Source organism: Planktotalea arctica (assembly GCF_002105285.1).
GTDB classification, from domain to species: Bacteria; Pseudomonadota; Alphaproteobacteria; order Rhodobacterales; family Rhodobacteraceae; genus Planktotalea; species Planktotalea arctica.
Genome location: NZ_MUHR01000019.1, coordinates 1 through 23,209 on the forward strand (window position 1 = coordinate 1; position 23,209 = coordinate 23,209).

Genomic DNA, 23,209 nt, shown 5'->3' on the forward strand with positions numbered 1-23,209 from the left:
TGAAAAGCAGGACCACTTCAGTTTCGTCTGGTCCGAGGTAGACTCTCACAATGTTGCCATCGGTGAGGTTGTCGTCGTTGGAGGTAATTGCTTCGAGAAGTGCGACATCCTCGCGCAGCATTTTGCCGACGTAGTCGATGGTGCAGACATGGGTCACCGCAGCCATCAGGCAGCCTCTGAATGGGCCGCGTTCAGCGGTGCCCAGTTCCACGGCAGCAACTCATCCAGCCGGTTGACCTTATGATCTTGGATGCGGTCGAGAATGTCGGCGAGGTAAGCTTGGGGGTCTAGGCCATTGAGCTTGGCGGTCTCGATGATGGTCATCGCGCGTGCAAGAGTTTCCGCGCCAGTGTCCGCCCCTGCAAATAGCCAATTTTTCCTGCCGATTCCAATCGGACGCAGGGCGCGCTCGGCTGGATTGTTGTCGATCGCGACACGGCCATCGTTCAGGAACAGGCTGAATGCCTCTTGGCGGCTCAGACCGTATCTAAACGCCTTAGCCAGATCGCTCTTGCCCGGAATGCGCAGGAGTTGTTGCTCTGAACAAGCAAAGAAGGCCGTAACCTTTGGCTGGCTCAGCTTTTGACGCGCCGCATGGCGGACCTCTGCGGGTTGACCGTTGATGTCGCGTTCAATGTCGTAAAGCTTACCAATTCGATCAAGCGCCTCGCGGGCGATCTCGGACTTGGTCGAGGTCCAAAAATCGTGGAAGTCGCGCCGCAGATGGGCCCAACAGGCCGCCTCGCGCAAACGCGGCACACCATTGGGTTCAGGCACGTAAAGCTTGGCATAGCCTTTGTAGCCGGCCGCTTGCAAAATACCGCGGGCATCGGCCAGATGGCTCAGGACATGCTCTTCCTTCCAGTTAGGTGCGAACCGATAGACGGCCCCCGGTGGTGCAGTTCCCGCCCATGGCCGTTGGTCGCGCACATAGGCCCAGATCCGGCCTTGTCTAACGCCTTTACCAAGGCCCTTGTCGCGTAGGGAGCGATCGAGCACCCGGATCGGCGTGTCGTCCACTGCCCGGCAAGCGATGCTTGCATCGCTGAGAGGGAGCATGCAGCAGATCACTGCCCATAATGTCAGCCTCGATCCGCGTTATAAGCCGCGACAGGGTCTTCATGGCCCGCCCACACCAGCCAACAAGCGTGCTTTCTGGGATGTCGGCCCCCATGCGGGCGAAGATCTCGTGCTGGCGATAGAGGGGAAGGTGATCGTCGAACTTTGACACCAGAATATGGGCCAGCAGGTTCGGACCCGCCATACTACCAGGGATTGGGCGGCTTGGTGCGGGCTCCTGTACTATCTTTTCGCAGCGACGGCAGGATTTCTTGATGCGGGCGATCTGGATGACTTTCATCTGCGCCGCGATCATGTCCAGCAACTCGCTGACATCCTCACCCACCACGTGCAGATCACCGCCACAGTCAGAACAGCAGGTGCCGGGATCAAGCTCGCGGCGCTCGCGCAGGGTCGCATCAGACACACGCGGGCGGCGGCGCAAGGCGGGCGCAGTGGGCTCATCAGCCGCTGGTTCGTCCTGCCCTTCATCAATGGGCGCGTCATCGTCTTCGGCCACGGCAACCAGCAAGTCTTCGAGCGCCAGTTCCAGTTGCTCGATCTCGCGTTCAATCTTTTCCGAGGATTTGCCGAAAGCCAGTTTCTGCAACTTGGCGATCCGAAAGCGCAGGGCCTGAACCAACTGATAATGGACCCGCAGCGTCGCCGAGATCTTGGCGTTTTCAGCCTGCAATTCCACGATCATCGCCTTCAAAACAGCGGGATCATTGGAGAGGTTTTCAGCAGGTTTCGACATGCGTCTGATTACCAAAAAGCAGGCTGGAGCACCATATAAATAACGCCCATACAGACGTAAATCACCCCACACGCGCAGGTGGCACGCCCCAATCCGGACGCCGCCGGTCGATCCCCTCCCAGAGCATCGCGAGCTGCGCTGACGTCATCCGCACAGCCCCGTCTTGAGCGCTTGGCCACGGGAAACGGCCACGTTCCAGAACCTTGTAATAGAGACAAAAGCCTTGGCCATCCCAATACAGCAGCTTGATCCGATCCCCACGCCGCCCCCGGAATGCGAACACCGCGCCACTGGTCGGTTTTTGACACAACACATCCTGGGTAAGTGCCGCCAACCCAGCGATCCCTTTGCGCATATCCATAACCCCACAAGCCAGATACACACGCACACCGGTGCCAGGACCAATCATGCGATTTCAACCGCCCGGATCAACCCAGTCAGCGCGCCCGGGTCGATTGCGCTGTCAAAATGCAGACAACGACCACCCCGCAAACGCACTTCAACTGCGGTCGGTTTGGACGCTTCGATGACTGTGGGTTGCGCGACCAGTGCTGCAGCTGCGACGGGAATATCCAACGGATAAAAGAGAGCCCCTGCATCAGGCGACCAAAGACCTTTCTTCTTCAGGTCGTGCCGCCATGCGTAAATCTGTTGTCGCCTGATCTCATAGCGCTGCGCCACCTGGGTCACGCTCGCTCCACCGACGCCAACCGACATCACAATCTCGAGCTTTTCGTCGTCATGCCAGAAGCGCCGCCGCTCCACTCCAAGAATTTCACCACGCATCGCAGACCCCGCGTAAGAGATGTCACTAAAGACGTCATTAAACACGTGGCTTAGATCAAAACCCCATCTTCAGGCAGGCGGTGCCAATGGAGCGGTTACGCTCCTCTGTCTGACGCCGGTGCTTTGTAGCGGCACGGAATTAGTTCTCGATACCCCATCTTTCATACTTGAAATTTTAAGCTTGAAATACAATTCCTTCCTGATAGCATTTGTCGAAATAGATCAGGAGAGTCCCGATGCGTATTGCTTGTTTAGGGGGCGGGCCGGCCGGCCTGTACTTTGCCATTTCAGTAAAACTCCGGCAGCCCGATGTGGATGTCACCGTGTTCGAGCGGAATAAACCGGATGATACCTTTGGCTGGGGCGTGGTGCTGTCCGATGAGACATTGGGCAACCTCGCCGAGAATGATTCGGTCAGCGCCAAGGCGATCAAGAGCCATTTTGCCTATTGGGACGATATTGCTGTTCACTACCGTGGCAGCAAGCAGCTCTCGACCGGACATGGATTCTGCGGAATTGGGCGCAAGCAGCTGCTGCTGGACCTCCAAGCGCGGGCACGCGAGTTGGGCGTAAAGTTGGAATTCGAACACAACGTGGACAGCGTCGGCGACTTTGCCAAAGACTTCGATCTGGTAGTTTCCTCCGATGGCCTCAACTCGGCCACGCGGACGGAGTTCAAAGACGTATTCAAGCCCGATATCGAAATGCGCGCCTGTAAATTCGTCTGGCTCGGTACGCATCAAAAATTCGATGACGCCTTTACCTTCATCTTCGAGGAGACGGACAAAGGCTGGGTCTGGGCACATGCCTACAGCTTTGATGGCACAACATCGACCTTCATCGTCGAATGTGATCAGGCGACGTATGATGCCTACGGCTTTGGTGAGATGTCTCAAGCCGAGAGCATCGCGACCTGTGAGGAAATCTTCAAGGATCACCTTGACGGCCATGCCCTGATGACCAATGCGCACCATATCCGCGGCTCTGCCTGGATCAACTTTCCCCGCGTGCTCTGCGAAAAATGGAGCCACGAGAACATCGTTCTGATGGGCGATGCGGCCGCGTCTGCGCATTTCTCGATTGGCTCAGGGACAAAGCTCGCGCTCGAGAGCGCTATCGCGTTAGCCGATTACGTCACCGAGAAAGACACGCTTGCCGAGGCTTTCGCACTCTACGAAGAAGAACGCCGCATTCAGGTGCTGCGCCTACAATCGGCTGCGCGCAACTCGCTTGAATGGTTCGAGGATGTGCAGCGCTATCTGCATCTGGACCCGGTGCAGTTCAACTACTCCCTGCTCACCCGCTCGCAGCGGATCAGTCACGAAAACCTGCGCTTGCGCGATCCCGAGTGGCTGGAGAGCGCTGAGCGCTGGTTCCAGACCCGCGCAGGCAGCATGGAAAACAACGTGCGCGCGCCGATGTTCGCACCGTTCAAGCTGCGCGAAATGGATCTAGAAAACCGTATCGTTGTGTCGCCAATGGCCCAGTACAAGGCCGTGGACGGCGCACCAACCGACTGGCATTTCGTGCACTACGCTGAACGCGCCAAGGGCGGCGCGGGTCTTGTCTATACCGAGATGACCTGCGTGAGCGCGGAAGGCCGGATAACGCCTGGCTGCCCGGGTCTTTACGCCCCCGAGCATGAGGCAGAATGGGCGCGACTGACCCAGTTTGTGCACGCCGAAACACCCGCTAAAATCTGCTGCCAGATCGGTCATGCAGGGCGCAAGGGCTCCACCAATCTGGGCTGGGAGGGCATGGACAAACCGCTGGCTTCTGGCAATTGGGACCTGATCTCGGCCTCTGCCATCCCGTGGGCAGATGCAAACGCCGTTCCGCGGGAGATCACACGCGAAGACATGGACCGTGTGAAAGCAGAGTTTGTTTCTGCCACGGAAATGGCCGAGCGCGCAGGCTTTGACATGATCGAGCTGCACGCGGCGCATGGGTATCTACTCTCGTCCTTTATCTCGCCGCTTTCGAATAACCGTACAGATGAGTATGGTGGCAGTCTGGAAGACCGGATGCGCTATCCGCTTGAGGTCTTCCACGCCATGCGCGCGGTCTGGCCGCAGGACAAACCGATATCAGTGCGCATTTCCGCATCTGACTGGGCGGGTGATGATGGCGTGACGCCCGAGGAAGCTGTGCACGTCGCATCGGCTTTCAAGGAAGCGGGTGCTGATATCATCGACGTCTCTGCCGGCCAGACCTCGACCACAGGCAAGCCGGTCTATGGCCGTATGTTTCAGACGCCGTTCTCGGACCGCATCCGCAACGAAGCGGGCATCGCTACCATGGCGGTGGGCAATATCTATGAGGCCGATCATGTCAATTCTATCCTGATAGCGGGCCGGGCTGATCTGGTTTGTCTGGCGCGTCCGCATCTGTCTGATCCCTACTGGACGCTGCATGCGGCCACTGCAATCGGCGACCGTGCGATGGCGTGGCCCCTGCCCTATGAGGCCGGCCGCGACCAAAGCTGGCGACTGGCCGACAAGGAAGCTGAAGTGGAAAAAGTGTGACCGCACCCAACCCACAGTCCCTGCAGCGAGAGCATGTCGTCATCACTGGCGGAGGCAGCGGCGTAGGCGCGGAGATCGCACACAGCTTTGCGCAGGCCGGTGCCGCCGTGACCATCCTCGGCAGGCGTCTTGAGTCTTTGAAGGAGGTTGCAGAGGACATTGGCGCGCTGGCGTTCAGCGCCAACGCGACAGACCGCGCGTTGCTTGATGCCGCATTGGAGCGCGTGCGGGATGCGCAGGTTTAAAGGGCTATCCCTATGTCAGTCATTATTTTGCAGCGAAGCATGGGGTTGTTGGTCTCAGCCGTGCTCTCGCGCTCGAGCTTGAGACCAAGAAGAACACGGTTAATGCGATCTGCCCGGGATTTATCGAAACTCCGATACTGGAAAAATCCATCGAGCAAATCATGACCAGCACCGGAATGACAAACGCCAAGGCGCGTGCCTCACTGGTCAAGGGCAGTCCGCAGAAGCGCTTCGTAAAGACCAGCGAAGTCGCGAGAGCCGAACTGTGGCTGTGCAGTCCGGCTGCATTCAGCGTCAACGGCCATGCACTGGCCCTTTCGGGGGGCGAGATATGACGACAAACTCCGCCCTACGGCCACTGTCCGCTTCAGAAGTGCTGCCGCAAGAGCGCCTGCGCGTCTGGCTGCGGTTGCTCAAGCTCAACAAAATTGCAGAGGCCGAATTGTGCAAGCCGTTGCGCAGAGAGTTTGCCACCACCCTGCCGCGCTTAGATGTGATGAGTGCGTTCTACCGCCACAGTGACGGCCTCAAGATAAGTGAGCTGAGCCGCTTGCTGACAGTGTCTAACAGAATTGTTACCGGCATCGTGGACCACCGTGCCGCTTGTGCCCAGCTCACCGCAAAGGGGCGCAGCGAATTTGAAAAACAGGCTGCCGCGCATAAGGCCTGGGTGGCAGAACTGCTTGGCGGACTAGACGGGGAGGACTGCGCCCAAGTCATGGACCTTCTGGCCGTCGCACGCAGCATTCCAATGGAGGACAATCTATGAAAATTGATCCGAAACACTTCAAGCTTGACATCGCGAACCGCATCGCGACTGCGGCGCTGGACCGCCCCGATCGCAAGAACCCGCTAACTTTTGACAGCTACGCCGAGCTGCGCGACTGGTTCCGCGAACTCCACTATTCAGACGATATAGATGCGGTTATTTTTGCGTCCAACGGGGGCAACTTCAGCTCGGGCGGAGATGTGCATGACATCATTGGTCCACTTACTCGGATGAGCATGAAGGAGCTTTTGGCCTTTACGCGCATGACAGGTGACCTGGTCAAGGAAATCATCAACTGCGGCAAGCCAGTGATCGCAGCGATCGACGGCGTCTGTGTCGGCGCGGGTGCGATCATCGCCATGGCCTCCGATCTGCGCCTTGCGACGCCCGAGGCAAAGACAGCGTTTCTTTTCACCCGTGTGGGTCTAGCGGGCTGTGACATGGGGGCCTGTGCGATCCTGCCTCGTATCATCGGACAGGGCCGCGCGGCCGAACTGCTGTACACCGGCCGTTCAATGACCGCGCAGGAGGGCGAAACCTGGGGCTTTCACAACAAACTGGTACCAGCGCGCGAGTTGGATACAGCCGCGCGTGAGATGGCGCTGCGGATCGCAGCAGGCCCCAACTTTGGCAATATGATGACCAAGACGATGCTGGCGCAGGAATGGTCCATGTCCATCGAACAAGCCATTGAGGCTGAAGCCCAAGCACAGGCTATCTGCATGCAGACTGCAGATTTTGAACGGGCGTATAACGCGTTTGTCGCTAAGGAAAAGCCCGTGTTCGAAGGGAACTAGGCGCGGATTGAGTTTAAAGGCACAATGAACAAGGAGGAGCGTGATGACAGATAAGACATTTCTGAACTGGCCGTTTTTTGAAGAGCGCCACGGGATGTATGCGCGAGAGCTGGACGCCTGGGCTGCTGATGCATTGAAGGCAATGGACCACAGCGACAATGATCAGGCCTGTCGCGATCTGGTGCGGCTGATGGGTGATGCCGGTTGGCTGATGCCGACCAGCGCGCCAGACGGTGCGCTGCTGGACGTGCGCACCCTCTGCCTGAGCCGAGAGACGCTGGCGCGCCACGACGGGCTTGCCGATTTCGCTTTTGCGATGCAGGGTTTGGGCACTGGCGCGATTTCGCTGTTCGGCACTCCGGCGCAGCGCGGCGAATGGTTGCCACTCACCCAGACCGGAAAGGCGATTTCTGCCTTTGCACTGACAGAGCCGCAATCAGGTTCTGACGTTGCCAATTCCACCCTGACGGCCACCCGCGATGGCAATGATTATATTCTGAACGGCGAAAAGACATGGATCTCCAATGGCGGGATCGCGGATGTCTATACGCTGTTTGCACGCACGGGGGATGGACCCGGCGCGCAGGGCCTGTCTGCCTTTGTCGTGCCTGCGGGATTGCCGGGGTTCGAGGTGGTGGAGCGGTTGCAAGTGATCGCGCCGCACCCGCTGGCTACGCTGCGCTTTAGCGATTGCCGCATTCCGGCCAGTGCGATGTTGGGTGAAAGCGGTCAGGGCTTCAAGATCGCCATGGGTGTGCTGGATGTGTTCCGCTCTACCGTAGCTGCGGCAGCGCTGGGGTTTGCGCGCCGTGCGCTGGATGAGGCGCTGCACAGAGTCACTACACGCCATGTACAGAGCGCACCTCTGTTCGATTTGCAGATGGTGCAGGGGCATATCGCCGATATGGCGCTGGACATCGACGCCTCTGCGCTCCTGATTTACCGTGCAGCGTGGACCAAAGATTCCGGCGCGCCGCGCATCACCCGCGAGACGGCAATGGCCAAGCTCTTTTCCACGGATCAGGCGCAAAAGGTGATCGACAAGGCGGTGCAACTGCATGGCGGCGATGGCGTGCGCCACGGCGTCAAGGTCGAGGAGCTCTACCGCGATATCCGTGCACTCCGGATCTATGAAGGTGCGTCGGACGTGCAGCGCGTGGTCATTGCGCGGCAGGCAATTGCCGATCATCACGGGAGTTGAGACATGCTGGGGCACACCGGACACACCGACACTTTCACGCGCCACAACCTGCCACCTGAAGACCAGCAGCCCGTATTTTTGCTGGACCGTTTCCAGTATCCCGAACATCTGAACGCAGGCGTAGAGCTGACCAATGCGATGGTGGCGCGCAGTTTTGGTGACCGGGTCGCACTCATCAGGATCGGGCGGCGGCGGACGTCTAAGGAATTGGCCGACTGGACCAATAGGCTGGCGCATGTGCTGGTCGAGGATCTGGGCATCAAGCTTGGCAACCGCGCGCTGATCCACTTGGCCAATAATCCAGCGATGCTGGCCTGCTGGCTGGCCGCAACGAAGGCGGGCGCTGCTGTGGTTAATACGACGCCTATGCTGCGGGCTGGCGCGCTGGCCAAGATCGTAGACAAGGCCGAAATCACCCATGCGCTGTGCGACACGCGGCTAATGATAGACATGGTTGCTTGTGGCAAGGATAGAAAATTCCTGAAGTCTGTGGTTGGTTTTGACAGGACCTCGAACCATGATGCCGAGTTGGACCGTCTCGCGCTGGAGAAACCCATAACCTACACGGCAGTGGATACCGGACACGATGATGTGGCATTGCTTGGCTTCACCTTTGGCACCACGGGCGATGCCAAGGCGACGATGCATTTCCACCGCGATCTGCTGATCATCGCGGACAGCTATGCGCGCGAGGTGCTGGACATACAGCCCAAGGACATATTTGTCGGCTCGCCGCCGCTGGCGTTCACCTTCGGGCTTGGCGGATTGGCGATCTTTCCGCTGCTGGAGACAGAAAGCCCCCCCAACATGATCGAGATCATAGAGAAATACCACGCAACGATCTGTTTTACCGCGCCCACCGTCTACCGCTACATGATGCGCGCGATAGAGGAAGGGGCGGACCTTTCCTCGCTGCGGGTGGCTGTCTCGGCGGGCAAGATCGACGCGCAGTTTCATGCGCCCTCACGCCACAGAAATCGCCTGTCGCTTGTGCTTACAGGGCGGCGCATCGGCGGCGCTACGTTTGACTTCACAATAGAGATCCACTGCGGAACCGAGCACTGCATGAGCTATCCCGCAACGCAGATTTTAATCGACGCGCCCGGAAAATCTACTCGATGGCCTGACGACATGTGCGCGGCACTGACTCCCTACATCCTGAACGAGGTTTAACATGACACATACTCTTATTTCGCCTGACGCATGGGCCGCACCCAAGGGCTATTCCAACGGCGTTATGACAAAGGACGGCATCCTCTTTGTCGGAGGCCAGATCGGCTGGAATGCGGATCAGATGTTCGAGACGCATGATTTCATCGGCCAGATGGAACAAACCCTGCGCAACATCCTAGCCGTAGTAGAAGCTGCGGGCGGCACTGCCGAGAGCATAACGCGCCTTACGTGGTTCGTGATAGACAAAAAGGAATATGCTGCGCGCCAATCGGAGGTCGGCGCAGCCTACCGCAAGGTTCTGGGCAAGCATTTTCCAGCGATGACAATGGTTGTTGTCTCTGCGCTGGTCGAGGACGAGGCGCTGATCGAAATCGAAGCGACAGCTGTCATCGACTGATCTGAAATTTAGTGCCGGACCATCAGTGCAGCACTGATAGTCCGGCGCTATGCTCCCCTGCAAGGATATCACAGAGCAGACCCAGCACCGAACAAGGTCAAACGAAGCTTTTTACAGTTTTAATCGCTCCATCCAACGCTTTACCTTCGGGATCCTGAAGCGCCGCCTCGCGCAGGCGCACCATCCATTCGGCAGCATCGGGGCGGCCCTGAAGCAGCGGCACCATCTCCATCACACGTTCAAATTTTGACAAACCCCGCGCATGTGTGTCCGAATACCCTTTGATCAAACGCCTGTTTTTAAAGAGTTCGATCCGCAGCTCGTATTGTTCTGGAGCGGCGCAAGCCTTGAGCCACGCGTCCAGATGCGCCACCTCAAGCTGATGACGGTATGTCCGCAAGCGGTAGCCCTTCAGCCCACCTAAAATGTGCAGCATTACAAACGCACGCACTGAATCTGTGCGCAGGCGGCGGCCTTTGCCAAACCATTTATCCAGCCTTGCCATACGCGCAGGATTGGCTTGGGTCCGCGCGCCAATCCCGGCGGGCAGCAGCCCGGCGATCTCTTCTGCGCGGGGGTGGAAATACTCGGTCAGGTGCAGCACATGGGAATCCGTCTTGTCCATTTCTGCGTCGATCCGCGCAGTCCGTGTTGCTCGGGTCTTGAGGTCTGCTACGCGAATGATGTCATCATAGGCCATGGCATTCGCGATGTATTTTGCAGCAACTCCGCCAAGTGCGTAGTTCCGGTCAGCCGAATCGGCTCTCAAAACTGTGGCGAGATGATCCAGATATTGTGCCCCATAAGCGCAGTCCTGAAAATCGACAACCTTGGCCAGACCCGCTTCAGCCATTGCCTGCACTGGTTCGGGTAGGGCATGGACGCGGGCCAACAAAGCCTCCCATTCTCGCATATATTCAGCCGGGCCAGTGATCTTGCGCGGCGCAGATTTCGCCTGCCGCTCCGGCGCAGCTATTCCATCGCGCGCGGCGGTATATCCCGCATCAAAAGCGCGCAAAGACGCCTCGACCCCTTTGCCAGAGGCACGGATTGCCTCTTCATAGGCAGCACGGGGGAACGGCAGCGCCTCCGAGCCCGCCAATGCACCGAAAAGTGACGCGGAAATTACCGAACCCTGATCGGTGGCAAGCCGGTCCATATCCGCCAGAATAAGCCGCTGTGCTGCAAGCTCTGCCGCGGCCTGCACCTCGGGCGCATGAGCGATCCCGTCACCAGGCATAGTTTTTTCACTGACCGCCAGCGCGCGGTGTGTCGAACCGATCAGCGTGGTGCGGTCAGGCGTCACAAAGCCGCGCATGACCGCGCGTCCCACTTCCATCATTTCCGCAGCCAACATCACATCTACATCACCCGCCGAAGGTGCCAGCGCGAAGACTGGTGCGTTGCCGCTCTGCGGTGCCATTTCAATGTAGTAGATGGTAGAGCCTGTGCGTTGTGCCACACCCGCCACAGAGGTGGTCTGGCACGCATAGCCCTGCGCGCGGGCGGTCGCCTCGATCCAGGAGGCCAGCACTCCACCTCCCTGCCCACCCACGGCCATCACCGCAAGCTTAAGAATGCCATCGACTTTTGAATATACATTTTCCGAAGGAAGAACGAAATTCATGTTGCCACTCCATCAAGGCGCAAGCGCCGTGCATCACGCCGCTTTTGCAACCAGTTGATCACCTTGCGCCGCAGGCCCGCGCGCCATGCCTCGAACCGCCCCGGATTGTGCACAACATCGGCCTGATAGAAAGAGGGACAGAGCACAGCGGCATGGGCAACCTCGCCACAGTTGCCGCAGCCCACACAGGTCTGGTCGATCGCGGCAACCGGATCATCGCGCAGTGGATCGTCCAGCCTCTTGAGCGACAAAGACGGACAGCCCGACAGTCGCATGCAGGCGTGATCGCCCGTGCAGACATCGGCATCAACACCAAAGCGGGGCACATCCACGCGGCGGCCTTCCTTGATCGCCTTGTTGCGCAGCGGCTTTTCCCGGCGTTGTTTGTTCAGCATACACTCGGAGGAGGCGACGATGACTTTTGGCCCCTTGTGGTCCGTGGTCAGCGCTTCACGCAGAACATCGCGCATCTTCGTCACGTCATAGGTGTGATCCACCTGCCGTACCCACTCTACGCCCACACCCTTAAGCGCCTTGGATATGGGGTTGTTGGTGGCCTTCGTGTCATTCTTGGCGCGCGAGGACATGATATCCTGACCACCTGTCGCGGCAGAATAATAGTTATCCACAATCACCGCGACAGAGTCCGACTTGTTGAACACCATGTTCCCGATAGAGCTGCTCAGCCCGTTGTGCCAAAATCCACCATCGCCAAGGATCGAAATCGCCCGTTTCTCGCCACCGCCATCAAAGGCTGCGTTTGCCGCAGGGCCGAGGCCGTAGCCCATGGTTGCACCGCCAATCTCGAACGGCGGCAAAGAGCCAAAGAGGTGACAGCCGATGTCACCGGTGATCTGGTGCTTGCCCAGTTCCTGCTCTGTCAGCTTCATCGCGGCAAAGATCGGCCGTTCAGGGCAGCCCGTGCAAAAGCCCGGCGGGCGGATCGGCACCGTCTTGCTCAGATCGGGCAGCTTGGGCGCATCCATGTTGGGCGCGCGCACATGGTCGGGCAGCATGGTGGGGGCCGCGGATTTGAGAAACGCGATGATCCCGTCCAGCATGACTTGACCCGTATATTCACCCGCCATCGGCAGCACATCCTTACCATACAGACGCGTATGGGAGCCGGATTTATAGAGATAACTGCCCAGCTGTTGTTCGATATGGTCTGGCTGGCCTTCCTCCACGATCATCACATGGTCTTTGCCCGCACAAAACGCTTCGAACTCGCTGCGCACGATGGGATATGTCACGTTCAACACATAGATCGGGATTTCCGTAGTCCCGTCAATCTCGGCCAGGCCCAACCGTTGCAGGGCGCGGATCAGCCCATTGTACATCCCCCCCTGAACGATGATGCCCAGATCCGCGCGCTCCGGGCCAAACATCTCGTTGAGCTTGTTTTCAATGATGAACTTCTCGGCGGCAGGCCAGCGGGTGTTGATCTTGTCCTGCTCATGCAGATAGCTCATCGGTGGCAGCACGACGCGGTTGAAATCGCTCTGCGGGTTGGCCACGGCGTCATAGACCGTCAAGGGCGGGCGCTGGTTGTCCCGCGTCTCAAAGCTGCCCGTGACGTGGCAAGAGCGTATGCGAACCATGAGCATCACTGGCGTGTTGCTGGCCTCCGACAACTCGAAACCGTCCTTCACCGCCTTGGTGATGCTGGGCAAGTTCGGGCGCGGGTCCAGCATCCAGAACTGTGATTTCATGGCAAAGCCGTGGCTGCGCTCCTGCATGATCGACGATCCCTCGCCATAATCTTCACCCACAATGATCAACGCACCGCCGTTGACGCCGGAGGAGCACAGATTGGCCAATGCATCGGAAGCCACGTTTACGCCAACAGGTCCCTTGAAGGTCACCGCCCCGCGGATCGGATAATGCACGCTCGCCGCCAGCATTGCCGCAGCCGCAGCCTCCGAGGCGTTTGCCTCAAAGCGCACACCGAGCTCGCCCATCAGTTCTTCGGCATCGGCCAGCACGTCCATCAGATGACTGATCGGCGCGCCCTGATAGCCACCGACATAGCCCACACCATTCTCCAGCAGGGCCTTGGTGATCGCCAGAATACCCTCTCCGGTAAACGTGTCACCTTCGCCTTTACGCAAGTGTTCAACCTCGGCCTTGAATGATCTTTCTGCCATGATCTGTCCTTAGAAATCGTGCTTGCGAATGTTGCGCAGCATCGTTTGCAGGGTTTGGGTAAACGCGCGCTGCTCCACTTCCGAAATGCCGCGCAGCATCGCTTCATTGGCTTCCGCCATGTGCGGCCATAGCCGGTCATAGGCCTCCCGGCCTGCATCGGTGAGGAAGACCCGTACGGCGCGGCTGTCTGTTTCGTCCGCCTCCCGGCGCACAAGACCGTCGCGCACCAACGCATCAAGCGCGCGGCTCAGGGTACTTTGCTGGACAACGGCATAAACCGCCAGTTGCCCGATGAGGATACCGTTCACAACGGACAAAACCGCCAATGCTCGCATCTGCGGCGTGGTCAGCCCGAGGGCCGCCATTTCTTCCTTCAGCGCTGCGTTATAGCGCCCCATGATCCGGTTCATCAGATAGGGCGGATAGTTTTCCATGCCCATCTCACCCAAACGGGGTACTTGTGCAGTCACACTTTCCTGTTTGGTCACGCGCCCAACCCTTTTGCCACGTTGAAGCCCGATCCGCCCCCCAGCCCCGGACCGGGATGGGTGGATGCCCCGATGTGATAGAGCCCTTTGACAGGCGTGGCGTTATTCACCTGCCCCGCAAAGGGCCGCCAGACAAAAAACTGGTCCATCGCACAGGCTCCACCATAAGGATCACCGCCCACCAGATTGATGTTCAGTGCTTCCAGATCGGCAGGGGAATAGGCCCGCCGCGCCAGCTTGGCTGTGTCAAAGTTTCGGATGTGGCGGCGCAGGATCGCTTCGATCCGACCGGCAAATGCCTCACACGTGGCCTCTGACCAAGTACCGTCTGTCTCGATCTCGCCTGCCGCATCGCCCTTGATGATGCGCGGCGCATCGGGGATTTGCAGCCATAACACCGCTTTGCCATCAGGGCAGCGCGCCGGGTCCATGCGGTGCGGCTGGCCCACGCAGATGGTTGGCACAGCTGGCAAAAGTCCGCGCTCGGCCTCGTTGCACGAGCGCGAGACGGAATCGATACCGTCTGCCAGATGGATCAAAGCAACATCCTCAAGCCCCTCTGCCGCCCAATCGATTGCCTCGTCAAACGCATAGTGCAGCTGGAAATTACCACGCCCGTGGCGGAATTTCTTGGGGGTGTCTGGCGTATGCTTCCCTTGCAGCAACCCGTCGTAAAGCTGTCCGGGGGCCGTGCTGGCGATCACGTTTTTCGCCTCGATAACCTCGCCCGAGGACGTCTCGACACCCGTCGCCTTGCCACCCGAAATTGTGATCCGTTTGACCTCCGCGCCGGTGCGGATTTCTCCGCCGTGCGCTTCGATCAGCGCACGGAACGCACTTGCCGCTTGCCCTGCGCCGCCCTTGACAACCGGTGCACCCGCAGCTTCCAGCGCAAACGCAATCACCTGGACCATTTGGCCGCTGTAACTGGCTTCTGGCGTCAGCCCGACATGCAATACCCAAGGTGCCCAGAGCGCTTGCACATCTTCGGAAGCATAGCGCGTCTCAAGCCAACCGCGCGCAGGCTCTAATGCCTGACCGAACCACGCTTTGGTATTATTCAAACCCTGCTTCCAGACTTGTTTGGCCAACAACACCGCAGTGCTGCGCGACCAAAGCGGCTGGCCCAGCAGCGCAAACAGAAAGTCTGCGTTCTGCTCAACACCGCCGATATCGGCGCGAATCTGATCACCATCCCCCTGCGCCAACCTGTTGAACGTTGCGGCGTTAGCATCGCGATCCATGCCGAACACCAGCGCGCGCCCATTCGGGCGCAGCACCGCCACGGGATGCTTTGAGTGGCAAAACTCCAGACCGTGTTTGGCCAGATCATCCCCAAGGGCCCCATGCGCGGGACCTGTCAGAAACAGCACAAAAGTCGCGGCCATCACGTCATGATGGAACCCCGGCAGGGTGATCTGTTCGGTAGCCATGCAACCGCCAATACGGTTCTCGCGCTCCAGCACGAGAACCTTATCACCTTTGCGCGCCAGCATCGCGGCGGCCACCAATGCGTTAATGCCCGACCCGACAATCACATGATCCAGCTGCGCCACCGCGCTCAGCCCTTGGGAACCAGCGCCAGCGCGCGGATGGGAGAGCCAGTACCATGTGCAATCTTCAACGGTGCCGCAATCAGGATCGCTCCCTTGGCAGGCAGCTTGTCGAGGTTCGCAAGCGACGCAAGCCCGAAGCAGTTGTCGCGGTGCAGCAGGTTGTGCGCCGGAAACGGTGGCTCCATCCCGCCAGCCTGCCCTGCATCAGTGCCAATACACTGCGTGCCCCAGCCAACAATCCCTTTGGACAGCAAATATTCGATGGCATCCGGTGACGGCCCAGGGCTGTGCGGGCCATTTTCGTCCGCATTGAGGAATTTCGCCTCATCATTCACCCGCTTGTCCCAATCAGTGCGCATGACGACCCATTCGCCCTTGTCGATTTCACCATGCTCGGCTTCCCACGCCTTTATGTGGTCGGCGGTGAGCAGAAAATCTTCGTTCTCAGCGCTCTGCGCGGCGCAATCGATCACGTTGACCGGCGCCACCAAACGCTGCACATCAAGAGAATCGGTAAACCCGTCTTCGTAGTCCTTGCCCGTGACCCAGTGGTGAGGCGCGTCAAAATGGGTGCCCGAATGCTCGCCCAGCACCATCCAGTTCCACGCAAAGAACGGGCCGTCATTGTCATATTCCGAGATTTTGTGGATTTCGACCTTGGGCGTGTTTTTTGCAAAGTCCGGCGGCAGTTGCAAAATAGGAGTGTCCGGCCCCAGCACGCTGGAACAATCCACCACCTCGACACCACCCGATGCCAGCAGTCCGGCAAGGGCACTCAGATTTTCAGATGCATTCATTTTAATTTCCCTGATCATGCGCGCAGTTGTTCTCGCGTCGGTTGATATAAAATGTATAGACATTCTTACATGCATTTGCAATTATATTTGTAATAATCAGGCGAAGGGACTATCATGTCAGAGACGCTCGATGCGGTCATAATCGGTTCAGGGCATAACAGCCTTGCTTGCGCATGCCATTTGGCAAAGCGCGGCTGGCGCGTTGGTGTTTTCGAACAGGCGACTGCACCGGGGGGCGCTGTAAAAACCGGCGAATATACCCTACCAGGGTTTCGCCATGACTGGGCGGCCATGAACCTCTCCCTCTTCGCAGGCTCCTCATTTTATGCGGAAAATTCGGAAGAATTGGCAAAGAACGGCCTCGCCTTTGCGCCCACCTCAAATCCTTTTGCCTCTGTTTTTCCCGATGGTCGATGGTTTGGTGTCTCCAGTGACGCTGACGTGACAACAGCGCGCGTCGCAGGCTTCTCAGTTGCGGATACTGCCGCATGGAAACAACTGACAGAAGAGTTTCCCGCGCAAGCCGAATCAATCCTAGGTGTGCTGGGCGCACCGATGAATTTACGTGCATTTACATCTTTAGGATGGAAGACCTTGCGCAAGCACGGCGCGGGCGGTACGCTTGATCTGGCACAGTTTCTGATGAAATCTCCGCGCGCATGGCTGGACCAGACCTTTGAGAGCGAAGATATAAAGGCCACGCTGGCCGCTTGGGGCATGCATCTGGATTTCGCCCCCGATATCGCAGGCGGTGCGGTCTTTCCCTATCTTGAGGCAATGGCGGGCCAGGCCTTTGGAATGGTGCTGGGCCAAGGCGGCGCCGATACGGTGACCCGAGCGATGGTCGGGATGATCGAGGCACATGGCGGGTCAGTCACTTGCAATGCTAGTGTGAGCGCCATTAACCACAGCGCTGGACGAGCCACAGGCATCACACTGGAAAATGGACAAAACGTCAGCGCTGCCAAAGCCGTGATTGCCAACGTTTCACCCATGGCTCTGCTCGGACTGACAGGCGGCACCGGTGATGCGCGCCACGACACCGCAATGAAAACCTATCAATACGCCCCCGGCACCATGATGATCCATCTGGCGATGGACGCCCTACCAAACTGGAGCGCGCCAGAGTTGCAGAAATTCGCTTACGTCCACCTTGCGCCCTCCATGGATCAGATGGCGCGCACCTATGCGCAGGCCAAGGCAGGGCTTTTGCCCGACGAGCCGGTAATCGTCTGCGGCCAGCCCACGGTGGTGGACCCGACACGCGCACCGGAGGGCAAGCATGTGCTCTGGCTTCAGGTCCGCATGGCCCCTGGAACGATAAAAGGCGATGCTGCGGGGCAGATCACCGCCACCGAATGGGCGGACGCGGCGGAGCCTTTTGCCGAGCGCGCATTAAATATTCTGGAGCGCTACACACCCGGCACCCGCGCCCACATCCTTGGCCGCCATATCGTAACCCCGCAAATGCTGGAGGCTGACAACCCCAACCTTGTCGGCGGGGATCAGGTCTGCGGCAGCCACCACTTGCACCAACATTTCATGAACCGCCCCGCACGGGGCTTTGCAGACGGCACAACGCCACTGCGCAATCTCTATCACACTGGAGCCGCGGTCTGGCCCGGTGGCGGTACGGGCGCAGGCCCGGGGACGATGCTCGCTAAGAAGCTCGCCCGTTAGACCAGAACCCCAACTTCATCCAACGGAGAACCACCATGCCTTTTACAAGACGCAGTATGCTCAAGACCACCGTCGCGGCCGCAACGTTCGCCAGCGTCGGACTGCCCAGCTTTGCCCAAGCGATCGAAGAGCTTGTTATCGCATACAACGTGAACCTGCCCAGCTGGGACCCTACCGTAGGCCCGTCGGCAGTGAACCCTACAATTCAGGGGCTCTACCAATCCGTCTTTGACAATTTCATCCCGCAGAACACCGACCTCAGCTTTGGTCAGGGTCTGATCACCGACTGGGGCTGGAATGACGACCTTAGCCAGATATGGATGGATGTGCGCGAGGGCGTCACATGGCACAACGGTGACCCCTTCACCGCCGAGGATGTCGCCTGGTCGCTCCAGCGCGCCGCTGACCCAGCCACGGGCAACCCGATCCAGTTCATCTGGGGCAAGATCGAAAACATCACCGCCAAGGACAGCCGCGTCACGGCAGACGTCAAGGAATACGAGCCTACCTTCTTCAAGTGGATGTCCTTCCTCACCGGCTATGTCATGCCCAAGAAATATATGGAGGAAGTCGGCGCGGAAGGATTTGAGGCAGCTCCCATCGGCACCGGCCCCTATATGGTGGAACGGTTTGAGCGGAACGCCTTTGTGCGCCTGACCGCAAACGAGAATTACTGGGGCGGCGCGCCCGAGTTCAAGACCGTGACCATCAAGTTCGTGACCGACGCCGCATCCCGCGTCGCAGAGGTGGAATCTGGTAACTCCCACGTGTCGCTTGAAATCCCCTACGAGGAATTCGACCGTCTCAAGGAAAAAGACGGGCTGGCAGGGGTGACCACGCCCATCTCCGACATCGCAATGATCTTCCTCAACGATATCGAGGTGATGACAGACCCCAATGTGCGCAAAGCCGCAGCCCACGCGATCAACAAGCCGCTCATCATCGAGCGCCTTTTGTCCGGCTACGGCGTAGCAATTGATACGCTTCAAACACCTGACTATGCGGCATTTGATCCGTCAATCACCGTGGAATATAACCCCGATCTGTCCAAGGAGCTGCTGGCGGCCTCGGGCTACAGCACAGACAATCCCGTGCGCTTCACCATCCAAACCACGCGCGGGTTCAAGCCCAAGGACTATGAAATGGTCCAAGCCATCGTGGGCCTCTGGCGTCAGGTCGGCATCGAGGCCGAGATCGAGGTTTACGAGATCGCCAAACACTTTGAGCTGCGTGCCGCGGACCAACTCGCGCCTGCCGCTTTCTATAACTGGGGCAACTCGGTGGGTGATCCGACAACCTCCACGGGCTTTGCCATGTTCGGCCCCTCGCCGCATTCTGTCTGGGACGGTCAGGACACGTTTGACATGATTGCTCCCCTTTGGGGCGAGGCGGATGAGGCCAAGCGCATCGAGGGTTGGAAAGCAGTGGACCGGCACATTGCAGAGCAGGCCGAAGTGATCCCGCTGCTGCAGTTTGTCCAGCCCATCGTGCATGCTGCTGGCGTCAAGGTCACGCCGCACCGCTCTGGCGCGCTGCTGCCGCACCTGATGACACGCACTTAACCCTCTTTTGCATAGGGGCGCGTCACCAGATGCGCCCTGCCCATTTTCTGGAACGTTATGAACCTCCTACGCGTGATCTTTCTCCGCCTTGCCACGACTTTCCTTACCCTTTTTGGCGTCGCAGTAATCGTATTTTTTGTGATCCGTGTAGTGCCGGGCAACCCGATCGCAATGATGTTGCCACCCGGCGCGACCGAAGCTGACGTCGCCCGTCTGCAAGCGCAATACGGGTTTGACAAATCCATCCCAGAGCAGTTTTTCATCTGGCTTGGTGGCGTTCTTCAAGGAGATTTCGGCACGTCAATCTCCACCCGTCAACCCGTGTCAGAGCTGGTTCTGGGCCGCCTACCCGCCACGCTGGAACTGTCAGTGGTGGCGCTGCTCATGGCCTGTTTAATCGGGGGCACGCTAGCGCTGACCGGCACACGTATGCGCGGCACTCGCACGGAAGGCGCCATTGACGTGAGCACCGGCGTTGCCCTCTCGGTGCCTGACTTCCTCTGGGGTCTGGTGCTGATCCTGCTGTTCGGTGTGCTCTGGCCCGTATTCCACATCTCGGGGCGCATCTCCCCCAGCCTAGACATTGATTTCACCACCAACTTCTACATGTTCGAGGCGCTCTTGCGCCTGCGCTTTGATGTGCTGGCGGATCTGGTAGGGCACATGTTCATGCCGGCACTGGCACTTGCCATTCCGCTGGCGGCTATCATCGGGCAGCTGCTGAAACAATCGCTCAAGGAAACCATGCATCTGGATTATGTCGCACTGGCCCGCACCAAAGGCTATAGCGAGCGGCACGTCATCACTCGCGAAGCTCTGCCAAACGCCATCCTGCCCACGCTTACGCTGGTAGGGGTGCAATTCACATTTCTGATCGGCGGCACGGTCATCATCGAGCGGCTGTTCAGCTATGAGGGTCTCGGCAATATGGCCATCGACGCGGTGATCAACCGCGACCTGCCGTTGATCCAGGGCATCGTACTCCTGTTCGCGCTCCTGTTCACTGTCGTCAATCTGGTGGTCGATATGCTCTATGTTGTGCTCAACCCGCGGCTCCGCCATGCGTGACGCCCGCGCAGATATCCGCCGCCCACTGGGCGCTCGCCTTTGGCTTTCCGGCGGATGGCTCACGCTGCTGGTGCTGGGGGCGCTGCTAGCACCCTTGCTGGCGCCGCATGATCCGCTTGCACAAGACCTCTTTGCCGGTCGCCTGCCCCCCTTCTGGCAGGACGGCGCACAACGGGGCTACCCGCTCGGCACGGATTCGCTGGGCCGCGATGTGCTGAGCCGGATGCTCTACGGCGCTCGCCTGGCTTTGGTTGTGGCATTGGTGGCAGGCACACTGACCTGCCTGATCGGCGCCACGCTGGGGCTGATCGCAGGCTATTATCGCGGCTGGGCCGATATCATTATCTCGCGCATTGTGGACATCTGGATGGCTTTCCCACCAGTGCTCTTTGCGATCCTGCTGATCGCAGTGCTCGGCACCGGCCTTACCTCCATCATCATCGCCATCGTCGTGATTGACTGGACACGCTTTGCGCGCGTCGTGCGCGCCGAAGCAATGACACAGAGTGCCATGGATTATGTAGCTTCCGCACAGGTTTCGGGACGCGGGCACTTTTCTACCATGTTGACTGAAATCCTGCCCAATGTTCTGCCCACGATACTGGCCCTACTGACGCTGGAAATGGGCATCGCCGTGATTGTCGAGGCGATCCTGAGCTTTGTGAACCTCTCCATCAGTACGGATTCACCTACATGGGGCGGCATGATTGCAGAAGGTCGCACGTCAGTCCATCAGGCATGGTGGGTGCTGGTCTTTCCACTCATAGCACTCTTCCTGACAGTGCTGAGCTTTTCGCAATTAGGCGAAGGTCTGAAAGACCGCTTCGATCCGGTGCTGAGATGAGCGCACAACTTTCTGTCCGCGATCTGTCCATCACGCTGCAAAACGGCGTGCGAATCCTGCGCAATGTCTCGCTTGAGGTGGGTGCGGGCCGTGTCCACGGGCTGGTCGGCGAAAGCGGGGCGGGCAAATCCATGATCGGCAAGGCCATTTTGGGTACCCTGCCCCACGCGATGAATGTGACCGGGGGGCAGATCTGTTTTGGCGATGTGGACCTGATGGCCATGGCACCGAAGGCGCGGCGCACTTGGATCGGTGCCAACGCTGCGCTGATCCCACAGGACCCGCTGACCGCGCTCAACCCCTCCAAACGCATCGGGCCGCAAATCACCCGGCGGCTGGTCGACATTCTAGGCTGGGCCAAAACCAACGCCAAGGCGCGCGCGCTGGACCTTTTGGCCGAAGTGCAAATCACCGATCCCGCCCGCGTCATGCGCAGCTATCCCCATGAGCTATCAGGCGGTATGCGCCAACGCATCCTTATCGCCTCCGCCTTCGCCGCAGAGCCGAAGCTGATTATTGCGGACGAGCCGACGACCGCGCTGGATGTGACGGTGCAAAAGCAAATCCTCAAACTGATCGCGCAAATGCAGGCAGAGCATGGCACAGCCCTCTTGTTCGTCACCCATGATCTGGGCGTGGTCAGCAAGGTCTGCGATACGATGTCAGTCCTCTATGCGGGCAAGGTTTTGGAGAACGCACAGATGCGGCGCTTTTTCACGCACCCGATTCACCCCTATTCGCGCGCACTTTTGGCAGCCACCCCGACCTACAGCAACCCCACAGGCTCGCTCGCTCAGGTTCCGCAAAAAGTGATCGACGGGGTCGAGCAAGACATCCGTCACCACGACATCAGGAACCACATATGATTTACCGCATCCGCGATCTGCGGCTCAGTTTCGCCGACATGGCGCATAAACCGCTGCTAGGCAGTGCGCCACGCATCGAGATCCTGAAGGGTGTGAGCTTTGATGTACCGCAAGGAGCCGTGCTGGGGATTGTTGGCGGATCGGGATCAGGAAAATCGACCCTGGGCCGCGCGATGCTGCGCCTGATCGAACCGGACAGTGGGCAGATCGAGTTCGAGGGCCGCGACATCACCCATGCGCCAGAGGCAGAGTTGAGGCTATTGCGCCATCGCTTCCAGATGATCTTTCAGGACCCCATGTCATCGCTCAATCCGCGCAGGCGAGTGGGCGGCATCATCGCGGGGCCGTTGCGTCTGCAAGGATTGGACAACATAGACGCCCGCGTGTCAGAGGCGCTCGATATGGTTGGTCTGCCGCGCACCTTTGCGCGGCGGTATCCGCATGAGCTGTCGGGCGGCCAGCGCCAGCGTGTCGGCATCGCCCGCGCCATTGCCCTGCGGCCCCGGTTTATTCTGGCCGATGAAATTGTGTCGGGCCTTGATGTGTCCTCGCAAGCGCAGGTGCTCAACCTGCTCGAAGAACTGGTGCGCGAATTAGGCCTGACACTGGCGTTCATCAGTCATGATCTCTCCGTGGTTCGCCGCCTGTGCAACCGCGTCCTCGTGCTGCATCATGGCGAGATCGTGGAAGAGGCGGAAACCTCAGCACTCTTTGACAATCCGCAAGCCGACTACACACGCAGCTTGCTGGGGGCGATCCCCCTGCCCGACCCTGATCAGGTCTGGCTCTGATCAGGTCACCGATGCAGAAACTTTCCGGTATCACTTGAGTTTTTCGGATCCTACTGCGGATTTCAGAATTACC

20 protein-coding genes and 2 pseudogenes are annotated in these 23,209 nt (G+C 59.0%); 14 read left to right on the plus strand and 8 right to left on the minus strand.

Annotation, left to right across the window (positions count from 1 at the left end; translation table 11 throughout):
- Positions 1–165: 165 nt before the first annotated feature.
- From tnpC to tnpA, 3 genes and pseudogenes are all read right to left on the minus strand, one after another.
- Positions 166–1,816: pseudogene (gene tnpC / locus B9P63_RS15805) on the minus strand (IS66 family transposase).
- A gap of 61 nt (positions 1,817–1,877) precedes the next feature.
- Positions 1,878–2,225 (minus strand): IS66 family insertion sequence element accessory protein TnpB, encoded by a 348-nt coding sequence (gene tnpB, locus B9P63_RS15810; RefSeq protein ID WP_085310569.1) that lies wholly within the window; start codon positions 2,223–2,225, stop codon positions 1,878–1,880.
- Positions 2,222–2,602: an IS66-like element accessory protein TnpA gene (tnpA, locus tag B9P63_RS15815; protein ID WP_085310570.1), complete on the minus strand. Its 381-nt coding sequence runs from the start codon at positions 2,600–2,602 to the stop codon at positions 2,222–2,224. The genes tnpB and tnpA overlap by 4 nt, the downstream gene beginning before the upstream one ends.
- Positions 2,603–2,838: 236 nt before the next feature.
- Between tnpA and B9P63_RS15820 the strand changes: the two genes are divergently transcribed.
- The 8 genes and pseudogenes from B9P63_RS15820 (at position 2,839) to B9P63_RS15850 (ending at position 9,709) form a co-directional block, all read left to right on the plus strand.
- Positions 2,839–5,127 (plus strand): bifunctional salicylyl-CoA 5-hydroxylase/oxidoreductase, encoded by a 2,289-nt coding sequence (locus B9P63_RS15820; RefSeq protein WP_085310572.1) that lies wholly within the window; start codon positions 2,839–2,841, stop codon positions 5,125–5,127.
- Entirely contained in the window at positions 5,124–5,372 is a 249-nt protein-coding gene (locus B9P63_RS19655; RefSeq protein WP_425439759.1) for an SDR family NAD(P)-dependent oxidoreductase, read from the plus strand. Before B9P63_RS15820 ends, B9P63_RS19655 begins: the two co-directional genes overlap by 4 nt.
- Positions 5,342–5,707, plus strand: coding sequence for an SDR family oxidoreductase (locus B9P63_RS15825; protein WP_425439760.1), 366 nt, complete (start codon positions 5,342–5,344; stop codon positions 5,705–5,707). The genes B9P63_RS19655 and B9P63_RS15825 overlap by 31 nt, the downstream gene beginning before the upstream one ends.
- Positions 5,704–6,141, plus strand: a complete 438-nt coding sequence (locus B9P63_RS15830) for a MarR family winged helix-turn-helix transcriptional regulator (RefSeq protein WP_085310574.1) — start codon at positions 5,704–5,706, stop codon at positions 6,139–6,141. The genes B9P63_RS15825 and B9P63_RS15830 overlap by 4 nt, the downstream gene beginning before the upstream one ends.
- A complete protein-coding gene (locus B9P63_RS15835; protein WP_085310576.1) occupies positions 6,138–6,938 on the plus strand; it encodes an enoyl-CoA hydratase family protein in 801 nt (266 codons plus the stop codon). Before B9P63_RS15830 ends, B9P63_RS15835 begins: the two co-directional genes overlap by 4 nt.
- A gap of 43 nt (positions 6,939–6,981) precedes the next feature.
- Complete coding sequence (locus B9P63_RS15840) at positions 6,982–8,139, plus strand: acyl-CoA dehydrogenase family protein (RefSeq protein ID WP_085310578.1); 1,158 nt, start codon at positions 6,982–6,984, stop codon at positions 8,137–8,139.
- A 3-nt stretch (positions 8,140–8,142) separates the two neighbouring features.
- Positions 8,143–9,078: pseudogene (locus tag B9P63_RS15845) on the plus strand (AMP-binding protein); the annotation flags it as partial.
- A 235-nt stretch (positions 9,079–9,313) separates the two neighbouring features.
- On the plus strand, positions 9,314–9,709 hold the full coding sequence (locus B9P63_RS15850; RefSeq protein ID WP_085310582.1) for a RidA family protein: 396 nt from the start codon (positions 9,314–9,316) through the stop codon (positions 9,707–9,709).
- A 97-nt stretch (positions 9,710–9,806) separates the two neighbouring features.
- Here the strand turns inward: B9P63_RS15850 and B9P63_RS15855 are convergent, their stop codons facing one another.
- Genes B9P63_RS15855 through B9P63_RS15875 form a run of 5 tightly spaced genes read right to left on the minus strand, consistent with a single transcriptional unit; the run spans position 9,807 to position 16,325 of the window.
- Positions 9,807–11,336 carry an indolepyruvate oxidoreductase subunit beta family protein gene (locus tag B9P63_RS15855; protein WP_085310584.1) on the minus strand — a complete coding sequence of 510 codons (1,530 nt, stop codon included), beginning with the start codon at positions 11,334–11,336 and terminating at the stop codon, positions 9,807–9,809.
- Entirely contained in the window at positions 11,333–13,483 is a 2,151-nt protein-coding gene (locus B9P63_RS15860) for a thiamine pyrophosphate-dependent enzyme (protein ID WP_085310586.1), read from the minus strand. The genes B9P63_RS15855 and B9P63_RS15860 overlap by 4 nt, the downstream gene beginning before the upstream one ends.
- Before the next feature lie 9 nt (positions 13,484–13,492).
- Positions 13,493–13,972: a MarR family winged helix-turn-helix transcriptional regulator gene (locus tag B9P63_RS15865; protein WP_245830718.1), complete on the minus strand. Its 480-nt coding sequence runs from the start codon at positions 13,970–13,972 to the stop codon at positions 13,493–13,495.
- On the minus strand, positions 13,969–15,528 hold the full coding sequence (locus B9P63_RS15870; protein ID WP_085310588.1) for a phytoene desaturase family protein: 1,560 nt from the start codon (positions 15,526–15,528) through the stop codon (positions 13,969–13,971). Before B9P63_RS15870 ends, B9P63_RS15865 begins: the two co-directional genes overlap by 4 nt.
- 5 nt (positions 15,529–15,533) lie before the next feature.
- On the minus strand, positions 15,534–16,325 hold the full coding sequence (locus B9P63_RS15875; protein ID WP_085310604.1) for a cyclase family protein: 792 nt from the start codon (positions 16,323–16,325) through the stop codon (positions 15,534–15,536).
- A gap of 114 nt (positions 16,326–16,439) precedes the next feature.
- On the opposite strand from B9P63_RS15875, the gene B9P63_RS15880 reads away from it, so the two are divergent.
- The 6 genes from B9P63_RS15880 to B9P63_RS15905 are packed head-to-tail and all read left to right on the plus strand — an operon-like array spanning position 16,440 to position 23,136.
- A complete protein-coding gene (locus B9P63_RS15880) occupies positions 16,440–18,005 on the plus strand; it encodes a phytoene desaturase family protein (protein WP_085310590.1) in 1,566 nt (521 codons plus the stop codon).
- Between the two features lie 35 nt (positions 18,006–18,040).
- Positions 18,041–19,567, plus strand: a complete 1,527-nt coding sequence (locus B9P63_RS15885) for an ABC transporter substrate-binding protein (protein WP_085310592.1) — start codon at positions 18,041–18,043, stop codon at positions 19,565–19,567.
- Positions 19,568–19,624: 57 nt separating this feature from the next.
- Positions 19,625–20,635: an ABC transporter permease gene (locus B9P63_RS15890; RefSeq protein ID WP_085310594.1), complete on the plus strand. Its 1,011-nt coding sequence runs from the start codon at positions 19,625–19,627 to the stop codon at positions 20,633–20,635.
- Positions 20,628–21,479, plus strand: coding sequence for an ABC transporter permease (locus tag B9P63_RS15895; RefSeq protein ID WP_085310596.1), 852 nt, complete (start codon positions 20,628–20,630; stop codon positions 21,477–21,479). Before B9P63_RS15890 ends, B9P63_RS15895 begins: the two co-directional genes overlap by 8 nt.
- Entirely contained in the window at positions 21,476–22,345 is an 870-nt protein-coding gene (locus B9P63_RS15900) for an ABC transporter ATP-binding protein (protein WP_085310598.1), read from the plus strand. The genes B9P63_RS15895 and B9P63_RS15900 overlap by 4 nt, the downstream gene beginning before the upstream one ends.
- On the plus strand, positions 22,342–23,136 hold the full coding sequence (locus B9P63_RS15905) for an ATP-binding cassette domain-containing protein (RefSeq protein ID WP_085310600.1): 795 nt from the start codon (positions 22,342–22,344) through the stop codon (positions 23,134–23,136). The genes B9P63_RS15900 and B9P63_RS15905 overlap by 4 nt, the downstream gene beginning before the upstream one ends.
- Positions 23,137–23,209 lie beyond the last annotated feature (73 nt).